Origin of the sequence: Solihabitans fulvus (genome assembly GCF_008386585.1) — a bacterium.
GTDB classification, from domain to species: Bacteria; Actinomycetota; Actinomycetes; order Mycobacteriales; family Pseudonocardiaceae; genus Solihabitans; species Solihabitans fulvus.
In genome coordinates this window covers 1-17,580 of record NZ_VUOB01000013.1, presented here as the reverse complement: position 1 = coordinate 17,580, position 17,580 = coordinate 1, and the positions used below count along the sequence as shown (strand labels likewise).

The window sequence follows — 17,580 nt, the reverse complement described above, 5'->3', positions numbered from 1 at the left end:
GGGCTCCTTAACGTCGTTAAGTGATCAAGGAACGGCGTTCAGGAACGATCAGGGGGCTGCGGTCAGGACGGCGATGCCCTCGGGATCGAGGGCGAGCCGGACGACGTCGCCAGGACCCGGCGCGCCCGCCACGGCGGCGACCGCCTCCACCTGCTCCGGCCCGGCCCCGGCTCCGGCCAGCCGGACCAGCAGGCGGACGTGGTCCCTGCGGTGCACGCGCTCGCGCACCTCGCCGGTCAGCCCGCCGGACGGGTCCACCCGCAGCGCGGCCGACCGCAGGCCCAGCTCGACCGGACCGTCCGGCACGTCCCGCAGCCGGACCGCGCCGAGCGCCGACCGCGCCATCCCCGCGCGGACCTCGGCCGGCAGCACCGTGCCGCAACCGAGGAACCTGGCCACCTCCTCGTCGGCGGGCCGCGCCCACACCCGCGCGGGCGGGCCGACCTGCCGGATCCGGCCCGCCTGCATCACGGCGACCCGGTCGGCCAGCGTGAACGCCTCGTCGTGGTCGTGCGTGACCATCAGCGCGGTGGCCCCGGCCGCCCGCAGCACCCTGGCCAGGTCCACCGACAGCTGCTCGCGCAGCGCCCGGTCCAGCGCGGACAGCGGCTCGTCCAACAACAGCAGCCTCGGGCGCGGCGCAAGCGCTCTGGCCAGCGCGACCCGCTGCTGCTCGCCGCCCGACAGCTCGGTGACCCGCCGCCGCCCGTAGCCGGAAAGCCCGACCAGAGCAAGGAGTTCGGCCACCCTGCGCAACCGCTCCTCCGCGCCCACCCCCCGCATCCGCAGCCCGAAGGCGATGTTGCCGGCGACGTCTCGGTGCGGGAACAGTTGGCCGTCCTGGAACACCAGCCCGAACCCGCGCCGGTGCACCGGCACACCCGACAGGTCGGCCCCGTCCCAGCGCACCGCGCCGCCGCTGGGCCGTTCCAGGCCGGCGACCGCGCGCAACAGTGTGGACTTGCCGCAGCCGGACGGCCCGAGCAGCGCGACGACCTCGCCGTCGGTGACCGTCAGGTCCACTGTGGACACAGCGGTGAATGAGCCGTATCGCACGGTCAGCTCGTCGATCTGCAAGGACATCAGAACTCCCCGACCGCACCGGCGCGGGTCGGCACCCGCAGCTTCTCGATCACCACGACCGCGACGATCGTGACCACCATCAACAGAGTGCAGGCGGCATAGGCCATCTGCCCGTTCAGCCCGCCGGGGCGGGCCATCAGCCTCGCCACCACGACCGGCAGCGTCGGCGCGTCCGGCCGGACCAGGAAGCTGGTCGCGCCGAACTCGCCGAGCGCGATCACGTAACCGAAACCGGCCGCGGCCAGCAGAGACCGGCCGGCCAGCGGCAGGTCCACCTCGCGCCACACCCGCAGCGGGCTCGCGCCGAGCGTGGCCGCGGCCTGGCGCAGCCGCTCGTCGATGGCGCGCAGCACCGGCAGCACCATGCGCACCACCAGCGGCGTCACCACCAGCGCCTGCGCGAACGGCACCAGCAGCGGGGACGTGCGCAGGTCGCCGGGCAGCGCGTCCATGGTGATCAGGTAGCCGAAGCCGACCGTCACCGCGGACACGCCGAGCGGCAGCATCAGCGCGGTGTCCAGCGCGGTGCCGAGGCCGTGCCCGGTCCTCCCCCGCCGCAGGCCGACCAACACGACCGCGGCGAACACCCCGACGAACAGTGCCAACAGCGTGGCGTCGGTGGCGGTGCGCAGCGAGTTCATCGCGGCGTCGAGCCCGGACACCGCGAGCGTGCCGTTCTGCCCGGTGCCCGACAGCGCCCGGTAGCCCGCCAGACTCCAACCGTCCGATGTGGACAGTGAGCGCAGCACCAGCCCGACGACCGGCACGAGCAGCGCGGCGACCACGGCGAAGGCCGCCGCGACAACGGCCCACTCCCCGCCGGTCGGCCGGCGCGCGGTCTCGGCCTTGCGGCGCAACCGAAGCGCGGTCTCCCGACGCCTGCGCGCCGCCGCGCCGAGCAGCAGCACCGCGACGACGGCGACGAACTGAAGCAGCGACAGCGCCGCCGCTCCGGACAGGTCGAACAGCTCCACGGTGCGCAGGTAGATCTCGGTCTCCAGGGTGCGGAACCGGCCGCCGCCGAGCACCAGCACCACGCCGAAACTGGTGGCGCAGAACAGGAACACCACGGCGGCGGCCGACGCGACCGCCGGGGCGATCGCCGGCAGCACCACCGAGGTGAAGGCCCGCCACCGCGACGCGCCGAGCGCCCGCGCCGCGTCCTCGGCCCTGCGGTCGGTGTGCGACCACAGGCCGCCGACCGTGCGGGCCACCACCGCCACGTTGAAGAACGCGTTCGCCAGCACGATCGACAGCACGCCGCCGTCCGGCCACAGCGCCCGGAAGGCCAGTCCAACCACGACCGTCGGCAGCACGAACGGCACCATCACGACCGTCCTGGCCAGCCCGATCCCGCGCAACGCGCAGCGGGCCAGCAGGAACGCCACCGGCAGGCCGGCCAGCAGCGCCAACACCGTCGAGGCGGCGGCCTGGCCGAGCGTGAACCCGACCAGCCGCCAGGTCTCGGACTGGCCAAGCGCGTCGAGCACGCCGCCCTTCGCCAGCCCGAGCCGAAAGATCGCCAGCACCGGCCAGGCGAAGAACACCCCGAGAAAACCCAGCGGCAGCAGGGCCGCGAGGCCAAGGCCGACGGCGGCTCGTCGCGTCAACGGAGCCTCGCCTCCGGCGGCGCGCTCAGCCCTGGACCAGGGTTCGCCACTGCTGGACCCAGTGCTCGCGGTTGGCCTGGATCTTGTCGGCCGGCAGCGCGGCGGAGTCCTTGGGCAGCGGGGCCGCCTTGGTCCACGCCTCCGGCAGCGCGACACCCTCGCGCGCCGGGTAGACGTACATCTGGTCGGCGACCTGCGCCTGGAACTTCTCCGACAGCAGGAAGTCCACGACCTTCTTCGCGTCGTCGACGTGCTTCGCGCCCGACAGCACGCCCGCGTACTCGACCTGGCGGTAGCAGGTGTCCAGCAGCGCCTTGGTGCGCGGCGTGCCGTCCTGGCCGATCTCGGCGGCGGGCGAGGACGCGTAGGACACCACGATCGGCCGGGGGCCCTTGCCAGCCGAGCCGGAGAAGTCCTGGTTGTAGGCCTCCTCCCAGCCGCTGACCACCTTGACGCCGTTGGCCTTCAGCTTCGTCCAGTAGTCCGTCCAACCGGACTCGCCGAGCTTGCCGATGCTGCCGAACAGGAAGGCCAGGCCGGGCGAGGAGGTCGCCGGGTCCTCGACCACGAGCAGGTCGCGGTACTTCGGGTCGGCCAGGTCCTGGTAGGTCTTCGGCTCCGGCAGGTTCTTCGCGGCGAACCACCCGGTGTCGACGTTCACGCAGACGTCGCCGACGTCGACGGCGGACAGCTTGTGGCTGCCGTCGGCGGCGTAGCGCTGCGGGCCCTTGTCGCCCTCGGGGCTCTGGTACTCCTGGAAGACGCCCTCGCCGAGCGCGCGGGAGGCGAAGGTGGAGTCCACGCCGTAGGCGGCGTCGCCGATCGGATTGCCCTTGGTGAGCACGAGCTTGTTGGTCAGCGCGCCCGCGTCGCCGCTCTTGAGCACGGTGACCTTGATGCCCGAGCTGCGCTGGAACTCGTCGATCACCTCCTGCTTGACCACGAAGGAGTCGTGCGTGACCAGCGTGACCGAGTGGTCGGTGCTCTGCGGCGAGTTCCCCGAGCTGCTGGAACTACCGGAACCGCCTGACAACGAGCAGCCGGCGACCAGCGCGAGCGCCGACGCGGCAGCCGCGGCGATCATGGTGCGACGAATCAAGGGGTCCTCCCGGTGTCGTGAACAAACGCTGACAGCGCGAACCGACACCGAGCCCTCCCTACACCGGCATGACCCGGATCAGGTATGGACGGTCGAAGGCTCGCGTTTAATGGCTCGACCCTGCAAGCAGGTCTCGTGCCGCCTTCCTCTCAGCCCGGCGCACCGGACTCCCGTGGCAAACGGGCAGCTTACGCCTCGCGTGCGCGGGCGCGTCGGGCCAGGATGAACGCATGGCCGAACTGCTGAGCGACGACCAGATCAACGACGCCCTCGGCGCGCTCCCGGAGTGGCGGTGCGTGGACGCAGCGCTGGTGCGCAGCGCCGAGCTGGCGAGCTTCCCCGACGCGATCCGCGTGGTGAACCGGGTCGCGGAGATCGCCGAGAACGACAACCACCACCCTGACATCGACATCCGCTGGCGCACCCTGGTGTTCCGGTGCAGCACCCACTCGATCGGCGGGGTGACCGCGTCGGACGTCTCGCTGGCCGAGGAGATCGACGGCGTGCTCGACGCCCTCAGCTAGGCGCCCTCAGCTAGGCGCTAGACACCGTGGCGGCGGCCTGCTGGTCCGAGGACGTCCTGGCCCGCAGGCCGACCGCGACGGCGACCAGCGTCAGCAGGCCGCACGCCGGGTACACCCAGCCCAGCGCCGAGAAGTACCAGGGGCGCGGGATGATCCAGATCGACGGCTGCGCCTTGAGCAGGAACGAGATCAGGTAGCTGCCGACGGCGAGCACCCAGAGGCCGGCGGTCCAGGCGACCAGCCGGTGTCCGCGCGCCCGCCCGTACAGCAGCCACATCAGGCCGGGGACCATCCACACCCAGTGGTGGCTCCAGGAGATCGGCGAGACCAGCAGGCCGAAGATCTGCACCGCCACGATGCCGGCGAGGGTGTCGCCGACCCGCAGCGCCGCGCGCAGCGCCCAGCCGAGCAGCACGGCGGACACGGCGACCGCGAGCAGCCACGGCAGTCCGCTGTCGACGTCGTAGCCCAGCGTCCTGGACAGCGCGCCGCGCAGCGACTGGTTGATCGCGGAGCCGACCGGTCCGACCCTGGTCGCGTCGCCGAGCAGCTGGAACCAGAACCGGTTGGACTGCCCCGGCGTGACCAGGTAGCCGAGCCCGACGGTGAGCAGGAACGCCGCGACGGACCAGGCCGCGGCCGCGAACCTCCTGGTGACCAGGAAGTACAGGCCCGAGATGGCCGGGGTGAGCTTGATGCCGGCGGTCACGCCGACGCCGAGCCCGGCCAGGCTCGCGCGCCTGCTGGCCATCGTGGCGAGCAGCACGGCGGCGAGCACCAGGTTGATCTGGCCGTAGTTCAGCGTGGTGCGGACCGGCTCGATCCAGACGGACAGCCCGGTCCACAGCATCGCGCGCCGCCGCCACAGGTCGGGGTCGACGTCCCCGACGTCCCCGACGTCCGCGGTGCTCCCGGTGCTCTTGGCGATCAGCCGAAGCGCGCAGCGCACCAGCCACCACAGGCAGGCGAGCGAGACGAGCTGCCAGAACCAGCGCGCGACCGTCCAGGAGACGACGGAGAGCGGCACGAACACCAGCGCCGCGAACGGCGGGTAGGTGAACGGGAGGGCGAACTGGTCGGAGAACTCCCGCAGCCGCCAGTCGTAGAGCTGGCCGGTGAAGATCTCGGGCGAGGCGTTCCGGTAGACCATCAGGTCGACCATGGTCATCTTCTGTTGGAACGTCACCATCACGAGGTGGCCGAGCACGGACAGGGCAAGCAGCCACGGCGCGACGGCGAGCACGCGAGCTTCGACGGCACGCAGATTCACGCGTGTCACGGTACCGGTCCGGGCGGTGGCGCCCCGGCACAGGCGGTGGCCAGCGGGTTGTCCGACATGCCGGAACTGTGAAGTAGCCGACTTTCGCAGCACGAAGCGGTGGCCGCGGCGTCTTCAGAGGTGGGAGTCAGTGAACAAGGGGAAAACATGATCAACACCGTCAACGCCGCCGATGTCAACGTTGTCGACCAGCCGCGCGCCGGCCGGATCGCCGCCCTGGCCGCCACGCTCGGGCTCATGGTCGCGATGGTCGCGCTGCTGCTTGGCGCCGCCGCGCTGCCCGCGATGGCCGACACCACCGCGCCGACCACGACCACGCCGGGTCAGGTCGCCGACGGCACGGTCAAGGCGGTGCACAGCTCCAACGGGGACATCGTGGTCGGCGGCCTCGCGGCCATCGTGATGCTCAGCATCGCCGGCGCGGTGCTCTGGCACACCGCCCGCACCCGCCACAACCACTGAGCGCGCCTCAGCCGCCGGGCAGGTGGTACCTCAGCGGCTCCGGCTTGCCGATCCCGGTGAACGGATCGCGGCAGGCCTCCTGAGTGCGTTCTCGTACGCCTTGAGCAGGCGGCGCGCGTTCGCCGGCGATCGCAACAGGTAGGAGCCCTCACGCAGAGCGGCGTAGTCCTCGGCGGGGACGAGGACGGCGTTCCCGTGCTTGGAGACGATCTCGACAGCCTCGCGGTCGTCGTTGACCTTCTTGAGTAGCGAGAACAGTTCCCTGCGCGCCTCGCTCGCGGTAATGGACACGACGACACCTCCACCTAGTGACACCTAATACCGTGCCACTCTGGCAGCGGCCGGGCCAGCCACCGGCCGACCTCCGACCTCGTGCTCTGACTCGCCCGAATCGCTATCGTTTAGCCATGACCGCACTGCCGGACTGGATGCGCCCTCCTCACGAGGAAGGGTGGTTCGCGGAGGATCTCGACCACCTCCCGGAAGCGCCGCGTCACACCGAGCTGATCGATGGAGCCCTCGTCTTCATGATGTCGCCGCAGCGGATCTGGCATGCCCGCGTCGTCACCGCCCTCACCACTGCGCTTGCCGCTCAGCGGCCCGACGGCGTCGAGGTCGACAGGGAAGTGACCATCCGGCTGGACGAACGAAATCGACCAGAGCCGGACATCATCGTGACGACCGCCTCGGTCGACTACAACCGCACGTGGTTCGACCCGGCTGACGTTCTCCTCGCCGTGGAAGTGATCTCGCCGGAATCAGAGCACCGCGACCGGACCGTCAAGCTGCGCAAGTACGCCGAGGCGGGCATCGCACACTACTGGCTGGTCGAGGACGAGAACGACCGGCCAGTAGTGCACGTGTACGAGTTGGATGTCCCGACCAGCTCCTACGTGCCGGTCGCCATCGTTCGCGGCATGCTGGAACTCACCGTGCCGTTCCCGCTGCGGCTGGACCTGGACGCGCTGCTCTAGACGTTGAACCTGAACTCGACGACGTCGCCGTCGGCCATCACGTAGTCCTTGCCCTCCATGCGGACCTTGCCGGCCGAGCGGGCCGCCGCCATGGAACCGGCCTCCGTCAGGTCGGCGAACGAGACGACCTCCGCCTTGATGAAACCGCGCTCGAAGTCGGTGTGGATCACGCCGGCGGCCTGCGGGGCGGTCGCGCCCTGCGGGATGGTCCAGGCCCGCGACTCCTTGGGGCCCGCGGTCAGATAGGTCTGGAGACCGAGGGTGTGGAAGCCCGCCCTGGCCAGCGAGTACAGGCCCGGCTCGTGCTGGCCGATCGACTCGAGCAGCTCGCGCGCGGACTCCTCGTCCAGCTCCAGCAGCTCGGCCTCGACCTTGGCGTCCAGGAACACCGCGTCGGCCGGGGCGACCAGCTCGCGCAGCTCCTTGAGCCTGGCCTCGTCGGTGAGCACGGCCTCGTCGGCGTTGAACACGTACAGGAACGGCTTGGTGGTCAGCAGGTTCAGCTCGCGCAGCAGCTCGCCGTCCACTTCGGACCTCGCCTGGAACATCGTCCTGCCGGCGTCCAGCAGCGCCTTCGCCTGCTGCGCCGCCTCCAGCATCGGACGGCGGTCCTTCTGCGTGCGGGCCTCGCGCTCGATGCGCGGGATCGCCTTCTCCAGCGTCTGGAGGTCGGCGAGAATCAGCTCGGTGTTGATCGTCTCGATGTCGCTCGACGGGTCAACCCTGCCGTCGACGTGCACCACGTCCGGGTCGTCGAACACCCGGATGACCTGGCAGATCGCGTTGGCCTCGCGGATGTTGGCGAGGAACTTGTTGCCGAGCCCCGCCCCCTCGGACGCGCCCTTGACGATGCCGGCGATGTCCACGAAGGACACGACGGCCGGCACCAGCTTCTCCGAGCTGAACACCTCGGCCAGCTTGGCCAGCCGCTCGTCGGGCAGCGGCACGACGCCGACGTTGGGCTCGATGGTCGCGAACGGGTAGTTCGCGGCCAGCACGTCGTTGCGGGTCAGCGCGTTGAACAGGGTCGACTTGCCCACGTTGGGCAGCCCGACGATACCGAGGGTGAGGCTCACGTCGGGCGAGTCTACGGCGTCGGCCGGGACCGCCGGCCGAGGCGACCGCGATTCGGGGCGCGCCGGGGCCTGGGACGCGGCCGGGCCAATGCCGATGGTCCGGCACCGGCCCGGCCTGACAGCGCGTCCCGCCCGGCGTCCCCGCTGGGCGTCCCCGCTCGCGCCGTGGTCAGCGGAAGTCCGCCGCGCGGTTGGCCGCCCAGTCCGCGTAGCCGAGCGGCGCGCGGCCGGTCACCTCGCGGACCCACGGCGACAGCTCCGGCGTCGCGTCCACCATCGCGGCGAACAGCGCCAGCACGGCGTTCGCCACCTCGACGGGCACGTGCGAGTCCAGCAGCTCCTGCCTGGCCTCCTCGGTCGGCTGCTCCTGGAAGGTCAGCTCGCGGCCGAGCACGTCGCCGAGGATCCGCACCCGCTCCTGCGTGCTCAACGGCTCCCCGCCGGTCAGCTCGTACGCCCTGCCCTCGTGCCCGTCCTCCAGCAGCGCGTGGACGGCGACGGCGGCGATGTCTCGCTCGTCGATCGGCGCGCTGACCGCCCTGCCGTAGGGCGCGCGGACCACGCCGGTCGCCCTGATCGCCGGGGCCCAGCGCAGGTCGTTGACCATGAACGGCCCCGGCCGCAGGAAGGTCCACGCCAGCCCCGACGCGGTCACGGCCTGCTCGACGGCGGCGTGCCGGTCGCCGAGGGCGCCGCCGTCCTGGTCGGACACCGCAGCCGCGGACAGCAGCACGACGCGCTCGAGCCCGGCGGCGGTCGCCGCGTCGAGGAAGCCGCCAGCGTGGCCGGGCGTGGGAAACAGGAAGGCGCGGTCGACGCCGTTCAGCGCGGCGGGCAGCGTCGCGGGCTCGGTCAGGTCGGCGCGCACCACCTCGACGCCGCTCGGGAACTCGGCCCCCGCCGGGTTCCGGCTGGTCACGCGGACCGTCTCGCCCGCGTCGAGCAGTTGTGCCAGCACGTTCCGACCGACGTTGCCGGTCGCCCCAGTCACCAGGATCACGATCGCTCCAATGTTCGGCTATCCAAACACTTCGGATATCCGAAACATTACACTGACGCCGTGACGCCCGACGACTCCCCCGCCGAGCCCCGAGTTCCCCGGCCCGACGAGGTCAGGGAGGCGATCGGCTTCGTGCCGCTGCTGGCGGCCTACTTCCGGCGCGCGCACAGCGACATGCCCGAGGAGCTGACCGGGATCTTCCAGAGCCACCGGCTCACCGCGCGGCACGGCGCGGTGCTGCCGCAACTCGTGGTCGACGCCGGGCTGAGCGTCGGTGAACTGGCCGAGCGCATGGGGTTGTCGCTGTCGACGACCAGCGAGCTGGTCGGCGACCTCAGCCGGGCCGGGCTGGTGGAACGGCGCGAGGACCCGGCCAACCGCAGGCGCACGCTGGTGTCCCTGGCCGAGTCGCAGCGCGGCGTCGTCGAGGGCTTCGTCGCGGTGCGCGCAGCGCCGCTGATCCGCGTCCTGGCTGACCTGTCGCCGAGGGACCGCGCCGGGTTCGTCGCCGGCCTCACCGCCTGGGCCCACGAGGTTCGGCACTGGCAGTCGCCCGGCCCCGCGGACTGACGGCGGCGGTCGCCGCCCCGCCACAAAACCGCCGTGTCTGATTTCCGCCAGCCTGGCCGCGTCGGTGCTGGCACGATCGTGTTGTGTTTGTCGATACCGAACGTGCCTACCGGGCCGTCAGCGCCCGCGACGCCCGCTTCGACGGCTGCTTCATCACGGCGGTGCGGACCACCAAGATCTACTGCCGGCCGTCCTGCCCCGCCGTGACACCCAAGCAGCGCAACGTCGAGTTCTACCCGACCGCCGCCGCGGCGCAGTCCGCCGGTTACCGGGCCTGCCGACGCTGCCTGCCCGACGCCGTGCCCGGCTCGCCGGAGTGGGACCTGCGCGCCGACCTGGCCGCGCGCGCCATGCGGCTGATCTCCGACGGCGTGGTGGAACGCGACGGCGTGCCCGGCCTGGCCACCAGGCTCGGCTACTCCGAGCGGCACCTCACCAGGGTGCTCACCACCGAACTCGGCGCTGGACCGTTGGCGCTGGCCAGGGCGCACCGCGCGCACGCGGCCAGGCTGCTGATCGAGACCACCGACCTTGCCTTCGGCGACGTGGCGTTCGCCGCGGGCTTCGCCAGCATCCGGCAGTTCAACGACACCATCCGCGCGGTGTTCGCGGCGAGCCCGTCTGAGCTGCGCAGCACGGCGAGCCGGCGCGGTCACGGGCCGGGGCCGACGGCCGGCCGGATCTCGCTGCGGCTGCCCTACCGGCCGCCTCTGGACGCGGACGGGCTGCTGGCGTTCCTGGCCGCGCGGGCGGTGCCCGGTGTCGAGCACGTGGCGGACGGCAGCTACGGCAGGACGCTGCGGCTGCCGCACGGCCCGGCCACCGCGCTGCTGACCCCGGTCGACGGGCACGTCGACACCACCCTGCGCCTGCACGACCTGCGCGATCTCGGCAGCGCCGTGTCCAGGCTGCGCAGGCTGCTCGACCTGGACGCCGACCCGGCCGCCGTCGACGAGGTGCTCGGCAGGGATCCCGCGCTGGCGCCGTCGGTCGCGGCCGTGCCCGGCATCCGGGTGCCCGGCAGCGTGGACGGCCAGGAGATCGTGCTGCGCGCGATGATCGGGCAGCAGATCTCGGTCGCGGCGGCGCGCACGGCGCTCGCCCACCTGACCATGGCGCTCGGCGAGCAGCTGGAGACACCGGAGGGGCAGCTCACCACGCTGTTCCCGACCGCGGCGGCGATCGCGGAGCGCGGCGCGGAGGTGCTGCGCGGGCCGAAGCGGCGCATCGATACCGTGCTGGCGGTGAGTTCCGCCATCGCGGACGGCAGCCTGGCCGTGCACGTCGGCCGGGATCCCGACGAGTTGCGGGCCGACCTGGTGTCCTTCGCCGGTATCGGCCCATGGACGGCCGGGTACGTGCAGCTGCGGGTGCTCGGCGCCCCTGACGTGTTGTTGACCTCGGACCTGGCGCTGCGCAAGGGCGCCGAGACACTTGGCCTGCCGGCCACCCCCGACGGTCTCGCGCGGCACGCGCGCGGCTGGCGGCCGTGGCGTTCCTACGCAGGCATGCATCTGTGGCGGGCCGGCGCGGCCGCCGCCACCGACATCAGGAGGACAGCGTGAGCAAGGCAAGTATGTCCACTGTGGACACTCCGATCGGCCCGTTCACCGCGATCGTCGCCGAGGACGGCGCGGTGCTGGCCAGCGGCTGGACGGACACGGCGGACGAGCTGCTGCCGCAGGTGTCCCCGAAGCTGCGACCCTCGGTGCTGTCGGTGCGTCCCGAGCTCGGCGCGGTGACCACGGCGGTGCGGGAGTACCACGCGGGCGATCTCGGTGCGGTGGACGGCATCGAGGTGCGGCAGCGGTCCGGGGAGTTCATGGAGGCCGCCTGGACGGTGCTGCGGACCGTGCCGGCCGGGCGGCCGATCACCTACTCGGACTACGCCGCGCTGGCCGGGCGGCCCTCGGCGATCCGCGCGGCGGCCTCGGCGTGCGCGCGGAACGCGGCCGCGCTGTTCGTGCCGTGCCACCGGGTGCTGCGGCTCGGCGGCAAGCTGGGCGGCTTCCGGTGGGGGCTGGACGCGAAGCAGTGGCTGCTCGCGCACGAGAGCGCCGCATAGGCCGCGTAGCCGACGGGGTTCGGCGGTCGACCCGGGCACGCGGTCGACCGCCGAAACCCTTGGGCCGGCTCAGCGGCCGCCGTGCGCCATGCGCAGGACGTCCAGTGCCGTGTCCAGCTGGTCGAGGGTGATCCGGCCTGCGTCGACGTGACCGCGCTCCAGCACCACCTCGCGAATCGTCCTGCGCTCCTTGAGGGACTGCTTCGCGATCGACGCGGCCTCCTCGTAGCCGAGGTAGCGGTTCAGCGGCGTGACGATCGACGGCGAGGACTCCGCCAGCTCACGCATCCGCACCACCTGCGGTTGCATGCCCTCGATCACCTTGTCCGCCAACAGACGCGCCACCGCCGCCAGCAGCCGCGCCGACTCCAGCACGTTGCGGGCGATCACCGGCAGCATCACGTTGAGCTGGAAGTTTCCCTGCGTGCCGGCGAAGGTGACCGCGGCGTCGTTGCCGATCACCTGAGCCACCACCATCATCGTCGCCTCGGGGATCACCGGGTTCACCTTGCCCGGCATGATCGACGAGCCGGGCTGGAGGTCGGGCAGCGCCAGTTCGCCGAGCCCGGTCCTCGGGCCGGAACCCAGCCAGCGCAGGTCGTTCGCGAGCTTGAACAGGCTCACCGCGACCGTCTTCAGCTGACCGGACGCCTCGACGACCCCGTCCTGCGCGGCCTGCGCCTCGAAGTGGTCGCGGGCCTCGGTCAGCGGCAGGCCGGTCAGCCCGGCCAGCTCCGCGGCGACCGCGGCGCCGAAACCCTCCGGCGCGTTCAGGCCGCTGCCGACGGCGGTGCCGCCGATGGGCAGCTCGCCTAGCCTGCCGAGCGTGCCCTCGAGGCGCTCCACGCCGTAGCGCACCTGCGCCGCCCACGCGCCCGCCTCCTGGCCGAGCGTGATCGGCACGGCGTCCATCAGGTGCGTGCGGCCCGACTTCACCACCTCGGCCCACTCCAGCGCCCGCGCGGCCAGGACGTCGGCCAGGTGCCGCAGCGCCGGCACGACGTCGGTCACGACGGCCTCGGTCGCGGCGACGTGAATGGTGGTGGGGAAGGTGTCGTTGGACGACTGCGACGCGTTGACGTGGTCGTTGGGGTGCACCTCGCGGCCGAGCCGCCTGCTGGCCAGGGTCGCGATGACCTCGTTGGCGTTCATGTTCGACGAGGTGCCGGAGCCGGTCTGGAACACGTCGATCGGGAAGTGCGCGTCGTGGTCGCCCCGCGCCACCTCGTCGGCTGCGGCCGCGATCGCCTGTGCCAGCTCGGGTTCGAGCACGCCGAGGCGCTCGTTCACCCGCGCGGCCGCGGACTTGAGCAGCCCGAGCGCCCTGATCTGCGCCCGCTCCAGGCCGCGCCCGGAGATCGGGAAGTTCTCCACCGCGCGCTGGGTCTGCGCCCGCCACAGCGCGTCGACCGGCACCCTGACCTCGCCCATGGTGTCGTGCTCGACGCGGTACTCCTGTTCAGCCATACCTCCGAGTTTGGACCCTTCGAATCCGCTGTGCGCGGTGGCCTTGACCACCTAAGGTCGATGTTGTTCCTGCACTGCCATCCACCGCTTGGCAGAAAGGCGGATCCTCGTGGGCGCAGAGGCTCTGGATGTGGACCTGCTCATCGTGGGCGCCGGGCCGACCGGCCTGTTCGCGGCCTACTACGCCGGGTTCCGCGAGCTGTCGGTCGCGCTGGTCGACGCCCTGCCGGAGGCCGGCGGACAGGTCACCGCGATGTACCCGGAGAAGATGATCCTCGACGTGGCCGGCTTCCCCGCCGTGCGTGGCCGAGATCTCATCGACGCGCTGGTCGAGCAGACCAGCCAGTGGGACCCCACCTATCTGTTGGGCCGCCAAGCTCGCACACTGTCCACTGTGGACGACCGGCTGCACGTCGGCCTCGCGGACGGCAGCGTGGTCCGGACCGGCGCGGTGCTGATCACCGCCGGCATGGGCGAGTTCACGCCCCGCCCGCTGCCGGCTGGCGACGGCTGGCTCGGCCGGGGCGTCGTGAACTTCGTGCCCGTCCTCGAGGCGCACCGCGACCAGCACGTCGTGGTGGTCGGCGGCGGCGACTCGGCGTTCGACTGGGCGCTGGCGCTGCACCCGATCGCGGCCAGCGTCAGCCTGGTGCACCGGCGGGCGAAGTTCCGGGCACACCCGGCGACGGTGAGCCAGGTGCGGGAGCTTGGCGTGCCGATCATCACCGACGCCGAGGTGACGGCCCTGCGCGGCGACGACACAGGCCTGCGCGAGGTCGAGGTCGTGGTCGGCGGCGCCGACCACAAGGTGCTGCCGGCGCAGACCGTGGTGGCCGCCCTCGGGTTCACCACCGACCTCGGGCCGATCGAGACCTGGGGCATCGAACTGGACCACCGCGCCGTGCGGGTGGACACCACCATGCGGACCGCGCGGGACCGCGTCTACGCGGCCGGGGATGTCGCCGCCTATCCCGGCAAGGTGAAGCTGATCGCCACGGGTTTCGGCGAGGCGGCCACCGCGGTGAACAACATCGCCGTCGCGCTCAATCCCGAGGCGCACCTGTTCCCCGGCCATTCCAGCAACGCCGGATAGCGCACCGGACCGGATTTTCGGCGGCTTTCCACCGCGCGGCCGAGGACAACCGAAATGCTGTGCCGAAATCGACACGGAGAATGCGCACGCCGACCCGCCCGACGACTGGTCCGGGCTGGTCGACCGTGCAGGGTTTCCGTTGTGCAGGGATTATCCGTGGTGCGGGGATCTTTCCGTCTGCCGAGAAGGTCCGATGGAGCAGGCCCGGCGGCTTCGGCACGGGGCGCGGGCCGGCCGCCGGTCGGACTCAGCCGCCGGTGGTCTGGGTGATCCAGTCCACGTAGGCGGTGACGTTGGTGTAGATCGACGGACCGGTGGCGCAGGTGGAGTCGCCGTTGCCGCTGCGGCTGGTGTCGCCGATCAGCTGCCAGCCGCCGCCTGCCTGCACGATCTGCGGGCCGCCCGAGTCGCCGTAGCAGGCGCCCGCGGTGCCGCCGGGGTTGCTGGTGCACAGCTCGACTGAGCCGTCGATGCCGGTGCACTGACCGGCGTCCAGCACCGAGACGTCCAGCTGCTGAAGGGTTTGCGGGGCGCCGCAGGCTCCGGGCTGCGAGCAGGTCTGGCCCCAGCCGATGATCCGCGACTGCGTGCCGACCTGCGCGCTGCCTGCGATCGAGATCGGCGCGGCCTGCACCGGCGCGGCGAGGTGCACCAGCGCGATGTCGTTGCCGGCGCCCTGGCCGTCGTAGTTGGGGTTCGGGATCAGGTCGGACACCTGGGCGACCTCGCCGCCCTGGGTGCGGTCCGTGCTGCCGATCCGCACCTGCACGTTGCCTGCGGACTCGTTGACCACGCAGTGCGCCGCGGTCACCACCCAGTCCGGTTTGATCAGGGAACCGCCACAGAAATGGTCGCCGCTGGCGTTCTGTAGGGACACCATGAATGAATACGTCTGGTCGGCGTCGCTGCCGCCGACGATGTGCGGATGGTTGCCGCCCGCCGCCGAGGCCGGCGCCGCGAGGCCGAGAATCGCGGTCGCCGCCGCAAAGACTCCGATTACCAGAGAACGTGCCCGCATGGTCACTGTCCTTTCCTGCCCGGCGCAGGGTGGCCGGGTGCCAAGAAAGATATTCAGCCGACCTTCGGGACGTGAACCTACGTTGGTAGGTAAGTTATGTTGAATTTTACTTGTCTTTACACAGTCAACGCCGGGTGAACGATCTTGTTCACCCGGCGTTGACTGTGCCGCTTCCCTGCCCTACGGCAGCAGCCCTGCCCTACGGCAGCGGGGGCAGCGCGTTCTCGTCCTCGCTGAACCGGTCGAAGTCCACCGAGGCGTACTCGCGCAGCTTGGTCAGCCGGTGGAACCCGTCGATCATCCGCACGGTGCCCGACTTGGACCGCATCACGATCGACTGGGTCGTGCAGCCGCCCGCCCGGTAGTGCACGCCGCGCACCAGGTCGCCGTCGGTCACGCCGGTGGCGCAGAAGAACACGTTGTCGCCGCCGACCAGGTCGTTGGTGTCCAGCACCCGGTCGAGGTCGTGGCCGGCGTCGAGCGCCTTCTGCCGCTCGTCGGCGTCCTTGGGCCACAGCCTGCCCTGGATCGCGCCGCCCATGCACTTCAGCGCGGCGGCGGCGATGATCCCCTCCGGGGTGCCGCCGATGCCGACCAGCAGGTCGACGCCGGTGCCGGGCCGAGCGGCCGAGATCGCGCCAGCGACGTCGCCGTCGGACACGAAGTGGATCCGCGCGCCAGCCTCCCGCACGTCCGCGACCAACTGCTCGTGCCTTGGCCGGTCCAGGATGCAGACCGTCACGTCGGAGACCCCGCTGTGCTTGGCCTTGGCCACCCTGCGGATGTTCTCCGCGATCGGCGCGGTCAGGTCGATGACGTCGGCGGCCTCCGGCCCGACGGCCAGCTTCTCCATGTAGAACACTGCGGACGGGTCGAACATGGCGCCCCGCTCGGCGACCGCGAGCACCGCGAGCGCGTTCGGCATGCCCTTGGCCATCAGCGTCGTGCCGTCGATCGGGTCGACCGCGACGTCGCAGTCGGGGCCGTCGCCGTTGCCGACCTGCTCGCCGTTGTAGAGCATCGGCGCGTCGTCCTTCTCGCCCTCGCCGATCACCACGACGCCGCGCATCGAGACCGTGCCGATGAGCTTGCGCATCGCGTCGACGGCCGCGCCGTCGCCGCCGATCTTGTCGCCCCGGCCGACCCAGCGGCCGGCGGCCATCGCGGCCGCCTCGGTGACCCGGACGAGTTCGAGCGCCAGGTTCCTGTCGGGCGCTTCCCTACGGCGCTCGGCGCCCGTGGAACGGGCCTCGGAACTACTGCTGGACGTGCTCATTCCGCCTCCTGGGTCGGTTCGGCAGATCACTGCTGACCGGCTCGATCGGTACTGGACCGTATTGGAATCCTCCCAGATCGTCCCTGCCAGGGACGGGTCCGCCCACCCGGGGGTGAGCAGCACCGATCCAGACGACTTGAGACGATGTACGGGTGGTTCAGGCGCCGTCAGACGAGTCCCCCCAGCCGAGTTCGCCTACGCCGACGCGCAGCCGGATGGCCAAAACGGCGCGCGACATGGTGTTGTCGCTCGTCGCGCTGATCGTCGTGCTCATCGCGCTCGGCAGCCTCGGCCGTGGCTGCGCGTTCAGCCCGGGTGGCCCCAAGGTCGACCCGAAGGCGGTGCCGACCGTCGACCAGCACGCGGAGCTGCGCGACGCGGCCGGCATCGTCGGCTTCCCGGTGCGCGACCCGAACGCGCCCGCCGGCTGGCGGGTCAACAGCGCGCAGACGGCCGCCACCCCGTCGGGCGCGTCCTCGGTGCAGGTCGGCTGGCTGACCGCGGGCGGCCGCTACCTGCGGCTGGCGCAGTCCTCGGCACCGCTGGACGAGCTGGTGCGGTTCGAGGGCGGCCTGGACCGCAACGCGGCCGTGCCGGCCGACGGCAGCCTCCAGGTCGCCGGCCGGACCTGGACGGGCTACCCGGGCCAGCACGACGAACGCGCCTGGGCGACCGACCTGGACGGCGTGCGGGTGTTGATCACCGGCAGCGGCACGCAGGACGAGGTGCGGGCCCTCGCCTCGGCCGTCCAGGACTCCACGGTGCTGCCGAGCACCCGGTAGCCAGCTTGGTCGCGCACAGCTTGGTTTGCCCACTGGTTGGTTTGCCCACTGGTTGGCTATCCGCAGCTTGGTTTGTCCACAGCGTGGTTGTCCACAACACACCTGGTTGTCCACAGCCGACCGGACTTCGCCGCCGTCTGCCGATGATCGCCGATAGGCTGGCCAAGGGCACGGCCCCCCAGGGCAATGCCACTTACTTAGC

18 protein-coding genes and 1 pseudogene are annotated in these 17,580 nt (G+C 71.6%); 8 read left to right on the top strand and 11 right to left on the bottom strand.

From position 1 onward, the window contains the following. Window positions 1–48: 48 nt before the first annotated feature. From F0L68_RS08425 to F0L68_RS08415, 3 genes are read right to left on the bottom strand one after another with little or no spacing between them, the layout of a single operon-like run. Window positions 49–1,083, bottom strand: coding sequence for an ABC transporter ATP-binding protein (locus tag F0L68_RS08425; RefSeq protein WP_149848915.1), 1,035 nt, complete (start codon window positions 1,081–1,083; stop codon window positions 49–51). Next, complete coding sequence (locus F0L68_RS08420) at window positions 1,083–2,693, bottom strand: ABC transporter permease (protein WP_223198603.1); 1,611 nt, start codon at window positions 2,691–2,693, stop codon at window positions 1,083–1,085. Before F0L68_RS08420 ends, F0L68_RS08425 begins: the two co-directional genes overlap by 1 nt. Window positions 2,694–2,718: 25 nt before the next feature. Beyond that, window positions 2,719–3,792 carry a thiamine ABC transporter substrate-binding protein gene (locus F0L68_RS08415; protein ID WP_438672256.1) on the bottom strand — a complete coding sequence of 358 codons (1,074 nt, stop codon included), beginning with the start codon at window positions 3,790–3,792 and terminating at the stop codon, window positions 2,719–2,721. A gap of 230 nt (window positions 3,793–4,022) precedes the next feature. Here F0L68_RS08415 and F0L68_RS08410 point away from each other — a divergent pair, with 230 nt between their 5' ends. Then, window positions 4,023–4,316, top strand: a complete 294-nt coding sequence (locus F0L68_RS08410) for a 4a-hydroxytetrahydrobiopterin dehydratase (protein ID WP_149848914.1) — start codon at window positions 4,023–4,025, stop codon at window positions 4,314–4,316. Between the two features lie 10 nt (window positions 4,317–4,326). Here F0L68_RS08410 and F0L68_RS08405 read toward each other — a convergent pair whose 3' ends face one another. After that, complete coding sequence (locus tag F0L68_RS08405; RefSeq protein ID WP_276313840.1) at window positions 4,327–5,688, bottom strand: mannosyltransferase; 1,362 nt, start codon at window positions 5,686–5,688, stop codon at window positions 4,327–4,329. Between the two features lie 54 nt (window positions 5,689–5,742). Here F0L68_RS08405 and F0L68_RS08400 point away from each other — a divergent pair, with 54 nt between their 5' ends. Continuing rightward, window positions 5,743–6,057, top strand: coding sequence for a hypothetical protein (locus F0L68_RS08400; RefSeq protein ID WP_149848912.1), 315 nt, complete (start codon window positions 5,743–5,745; stop codon window positions 6,055–6,057). Between the two features lie 7 nt (window positions 6,058–6,064). On the opposite strand, the gene F0L68_RS43410 is transcribed toward F0L68_RS08400, so the two are convergent. Both F0L68_RS43410 and F0L68_RS08395 read right to left on the bottom strand, forming a co-directional pair. Next, on the bottom strand, window positions 6,065–6,187 hold the full coding sequence (locus F0L68_RS43410; RefSeq protein ID WP_223198616.1) for a type II toxin-antitoxin system YoeB family toxin: 123 nt from the start codon (window positions 6,185–6,187) through the stop codon (window positions 6,065–6,067). Continuing rightward, window positions 6,166–6,348, bottom strand: a pseudogene (locus F0L68_RS08395) (type II toxin-antitoxin system Phd/YefM family antitoxin); the annotation flags it as partial. The gene F0L68_RS43410 and the pseudogene F0L68_RS08395, both read right to left, overlap by 22 nt. A gap of 116 nt (window positions 6,349–6,464) precedes the next feature. On the opposite strand from F0L68_RS08395, the gene F0L68_RS08390 reads away from it, so the two are divergent. Continuing rightward, complete coding sequence (locus F0L68_RS08390; protein ID WP_149848910.1) at window positions 6,465–7,031, top strand: Uma2 family endonuclease; 567 nt, start codon at window positions 6,465–6,467, stop codon at window positions 7,029–7,031. Here F0L68_RS08390 and ychF read toward each other — a convergent pair. Together ychF and F0L68_RS08380 are read right to left on the bottom strand one after the other, a co-directional pair. Then, entirely contained in the window at window positions 7,028–8,107 is a 1,080-nt protein-coding gene (ychF, locus tag F0L68_RS08385) for a redox-regulated ATPase YchF (RefSeq protein ID WP_149848909.1), read from the bottom strand. The genes F0L68_RS08390 and ychF overlap by 4 nt on opposite strands. A gap of 169 nt (window positions 8,108–8,276) precedes the next feature. Further along, window positions 8,277–9,107, bottom strand: coding sequence for an NAD(P)H-binding protein (locus F0L68_RS08380; RefSeq protein WP_223198602.1), 831 nt, complete (start codon window positions 9,105–9,107; stop codon window positions 8,277–8,279). Window positions 9,108–9,167: 60 nt separating this feature from the next. Between F0L68_RS08380 and F0L68_RS08375 the strand changes: the two genes are divergently transcribed. The 3 genes from F0L68_RS08375 (at window position 9,168) to F0L68_RS08365 (ending at window position 11,742) form a co-directional block, all read left to right on the top strand. Beyond that, window positions 9,168–9,677 carry a MarR family winged helix-turn-helix transcriptional regulator gene (locus F0L68_RS08375; protein ID WP_223198601.1) on the top strand — a complete coding sequence of 170 codons (510 nt, stop codon included), beginning with the start codon at window positions 9,168–9,170 and terminating at the stop codon, window positions 9,675–9,677. Between the two features lie 83 nt (window positions 9,678–9,760). Next, window positions 9,761–11,242: an AlkA N-terminal domain-containing protein gene (locus tag F0L68_RS08370; protein WP_149848907.1), complete on the top strand. Its 1,482-nt coding sequence runs from the start codon at window positions 9,761–9,763 to the stop codon at window positions 11,240–11,242. A gap of 11 nt (window positions 11,243–11,253) precedes the next feature. Next, window positions 11,254–11,742 carry a methylated-DNA--[protein]-cysteine S-methyltransferase gene (locus F0L68_RS08365; protein WP_149849005.1) on the top strand — a complete coding sequence of 163 codons (489 nt, stop codon included), beginning with the start codon at window positions 11,254–11,256 and terminating at the stop codon, window positions 11,740–11,742. Window positions 11,743–11,811: 69 nt separating this feature from the next. Here the strand turns inward: F0L68_RS08365 and F0L68_RS08360 are convergent, their stop codons facing one another. Further along, the gene (locus F0L68_RS08360) at window positions 11,812–13,209 is read right to left on the bottom strand and encodes a class II fumarate hydratase (RefSeq protein WP_149848906.1); all 1,398 of its coding nucleotides are present in this window, start codon (window positions 13,207–13,209) and stop codon (window positions 11,812–11,814) included. Between the two features lie 109 nt (window positions 13,210–13,318). Here F0L68_RS08360 and F0L68_RS08355 point away from each other — a divergent pair, with 109 nt between their 5' ends. Continuing rightward, window positions 13,319–14,302, top strand: a complete 984-nt coding sequence (locus tag F0L68_RS08355) for an NAD(P)/FAD-dependent oxidoreductase (RefSeq protein ID WP_149848905.1) — start codon at window positions 13,319–13,321, stop codon at window positions 14,300–14,302. 247 nt (window positions 14,303–14,549) lie between these two features. Here F0L68_RS08355 and F0L68_RS08350 read toward each other — a convergent pair whose 3' ends face one another. Both F0L68_RS08350 and glpX read right to left on the bottom strand, forming a co-directional pair. Further along, window positions 14,550–15,320 carry a S1 family peptidase gene (locus F0L68_RS08350; RefSeq protein WP_149848904.1) on the bottom strand — a complete coding sequence of 257 codons (771 nt, stop codon included), beginning with the start codon at window positions 15,318–15,320 and terminating at the stop codon, window positions 14,550–14,552. 199 nt (window positions 15,321–15,519) lie between these two features. Beyond that, window positions 15,520–16,596, bottom strand: a complete 1,077-nt coding sequence (glpX, locus tag F0L68_RS08345) for a class II fructose-bisphosphatase (RefSeq protein WP_149848903.1) — start codon at window positions 16,594–16,596, stop codon at window positions 15,520–15,522. A gap of 215 nt (window positions 16,597–16,811) precedes the next feature. Here glpX and F0L68_RS08340 point away from each other — a divergent pair, with 215 nt between their 5' ends. Beyond that, window positions 16,812–17,378: a DUF4245 domain-containing protein gene (locus F0L68_RS08340; protein WP_149848902.1), complete on the top strand. Its 567-nt coding sequence runs from the start codon at window positions 16,812–16,814 to the stop codon at window positions 17,376–17,378. The last annotated feature ends 202 nt before the right edge of the window (window positions 17,379–17,580 follow it).

What these genes read in the sequence shown, in the direction of transcription:
- F0L68_RS08340 (WP_149848902.1), top strand. Translation starts at nt 16,812, where the DNA reads ATGGCCAAAACGGCGCGCGACATGGTGTTGTCGCTCGTCGCGCTGATC.
- glpX (WP_149848903.1), bottom strand. Translation starts at nt 16,596, where the DNA reads ATGAGCACGTCCAGCAGTAGTTCCGAGGCCCGTTCCACGGGCGCCGAG.
- F0L68_RS08425 (WP_149848915.1), bottom strand. Translation starts at nt 1,083, where the DNA reads ATGTCCTTGCAGATCGACGAGCTGACCGTGCGATACGGCTCATTCACC.
- F0L68_RS08410 (WP_149848914.1), top strand. Translation starts at nt 4,023, where the DNA reads ATGGCCGAACTGCTGAGCGACGACCAGATCAACGACGCCCTCGGCGCG.
- F0L68_RS08365 (WP_149849005.1), top strand. Translation starts at nt 11,254, where the DNA reads ATGTCCACTGTGGACACTCCGATCGGCCCGTTCACCGCGATCGTCGCC.
- F0L68_RS08400 (WP_149848912.1), top strand. Translation starts at nt 5,743, where the DNA reads ATGATCAACACCGTCAACGCCGCCGATGTCAACGTTGTCGACCAGCCG.
- F0L68_RS08390 (WP_149848910.1), top strand. Translation starts at nt 6,465, where the DNA reads ATGACCGCACTGCCGGACTGGATGCGCCCTCCTCACGAGGAAGGGTGG.
- F0L68_RS08360 (WP_149848906.1), bottom strand. Translation starts at nt 13,209, where the DNA reads ATGGCTGAACAGGAGTACCGCGTCGAGCACGACACCATGGGCGAGGTC.
- F0L68_RS08350 (WP_149848904.1), bottom strand. Translation starts at nt 15,320, where the DNA reads ATGCGGGCACGTTCTCTGGTAATCGGAGTCTTTGCGGCGGCGACCGCG.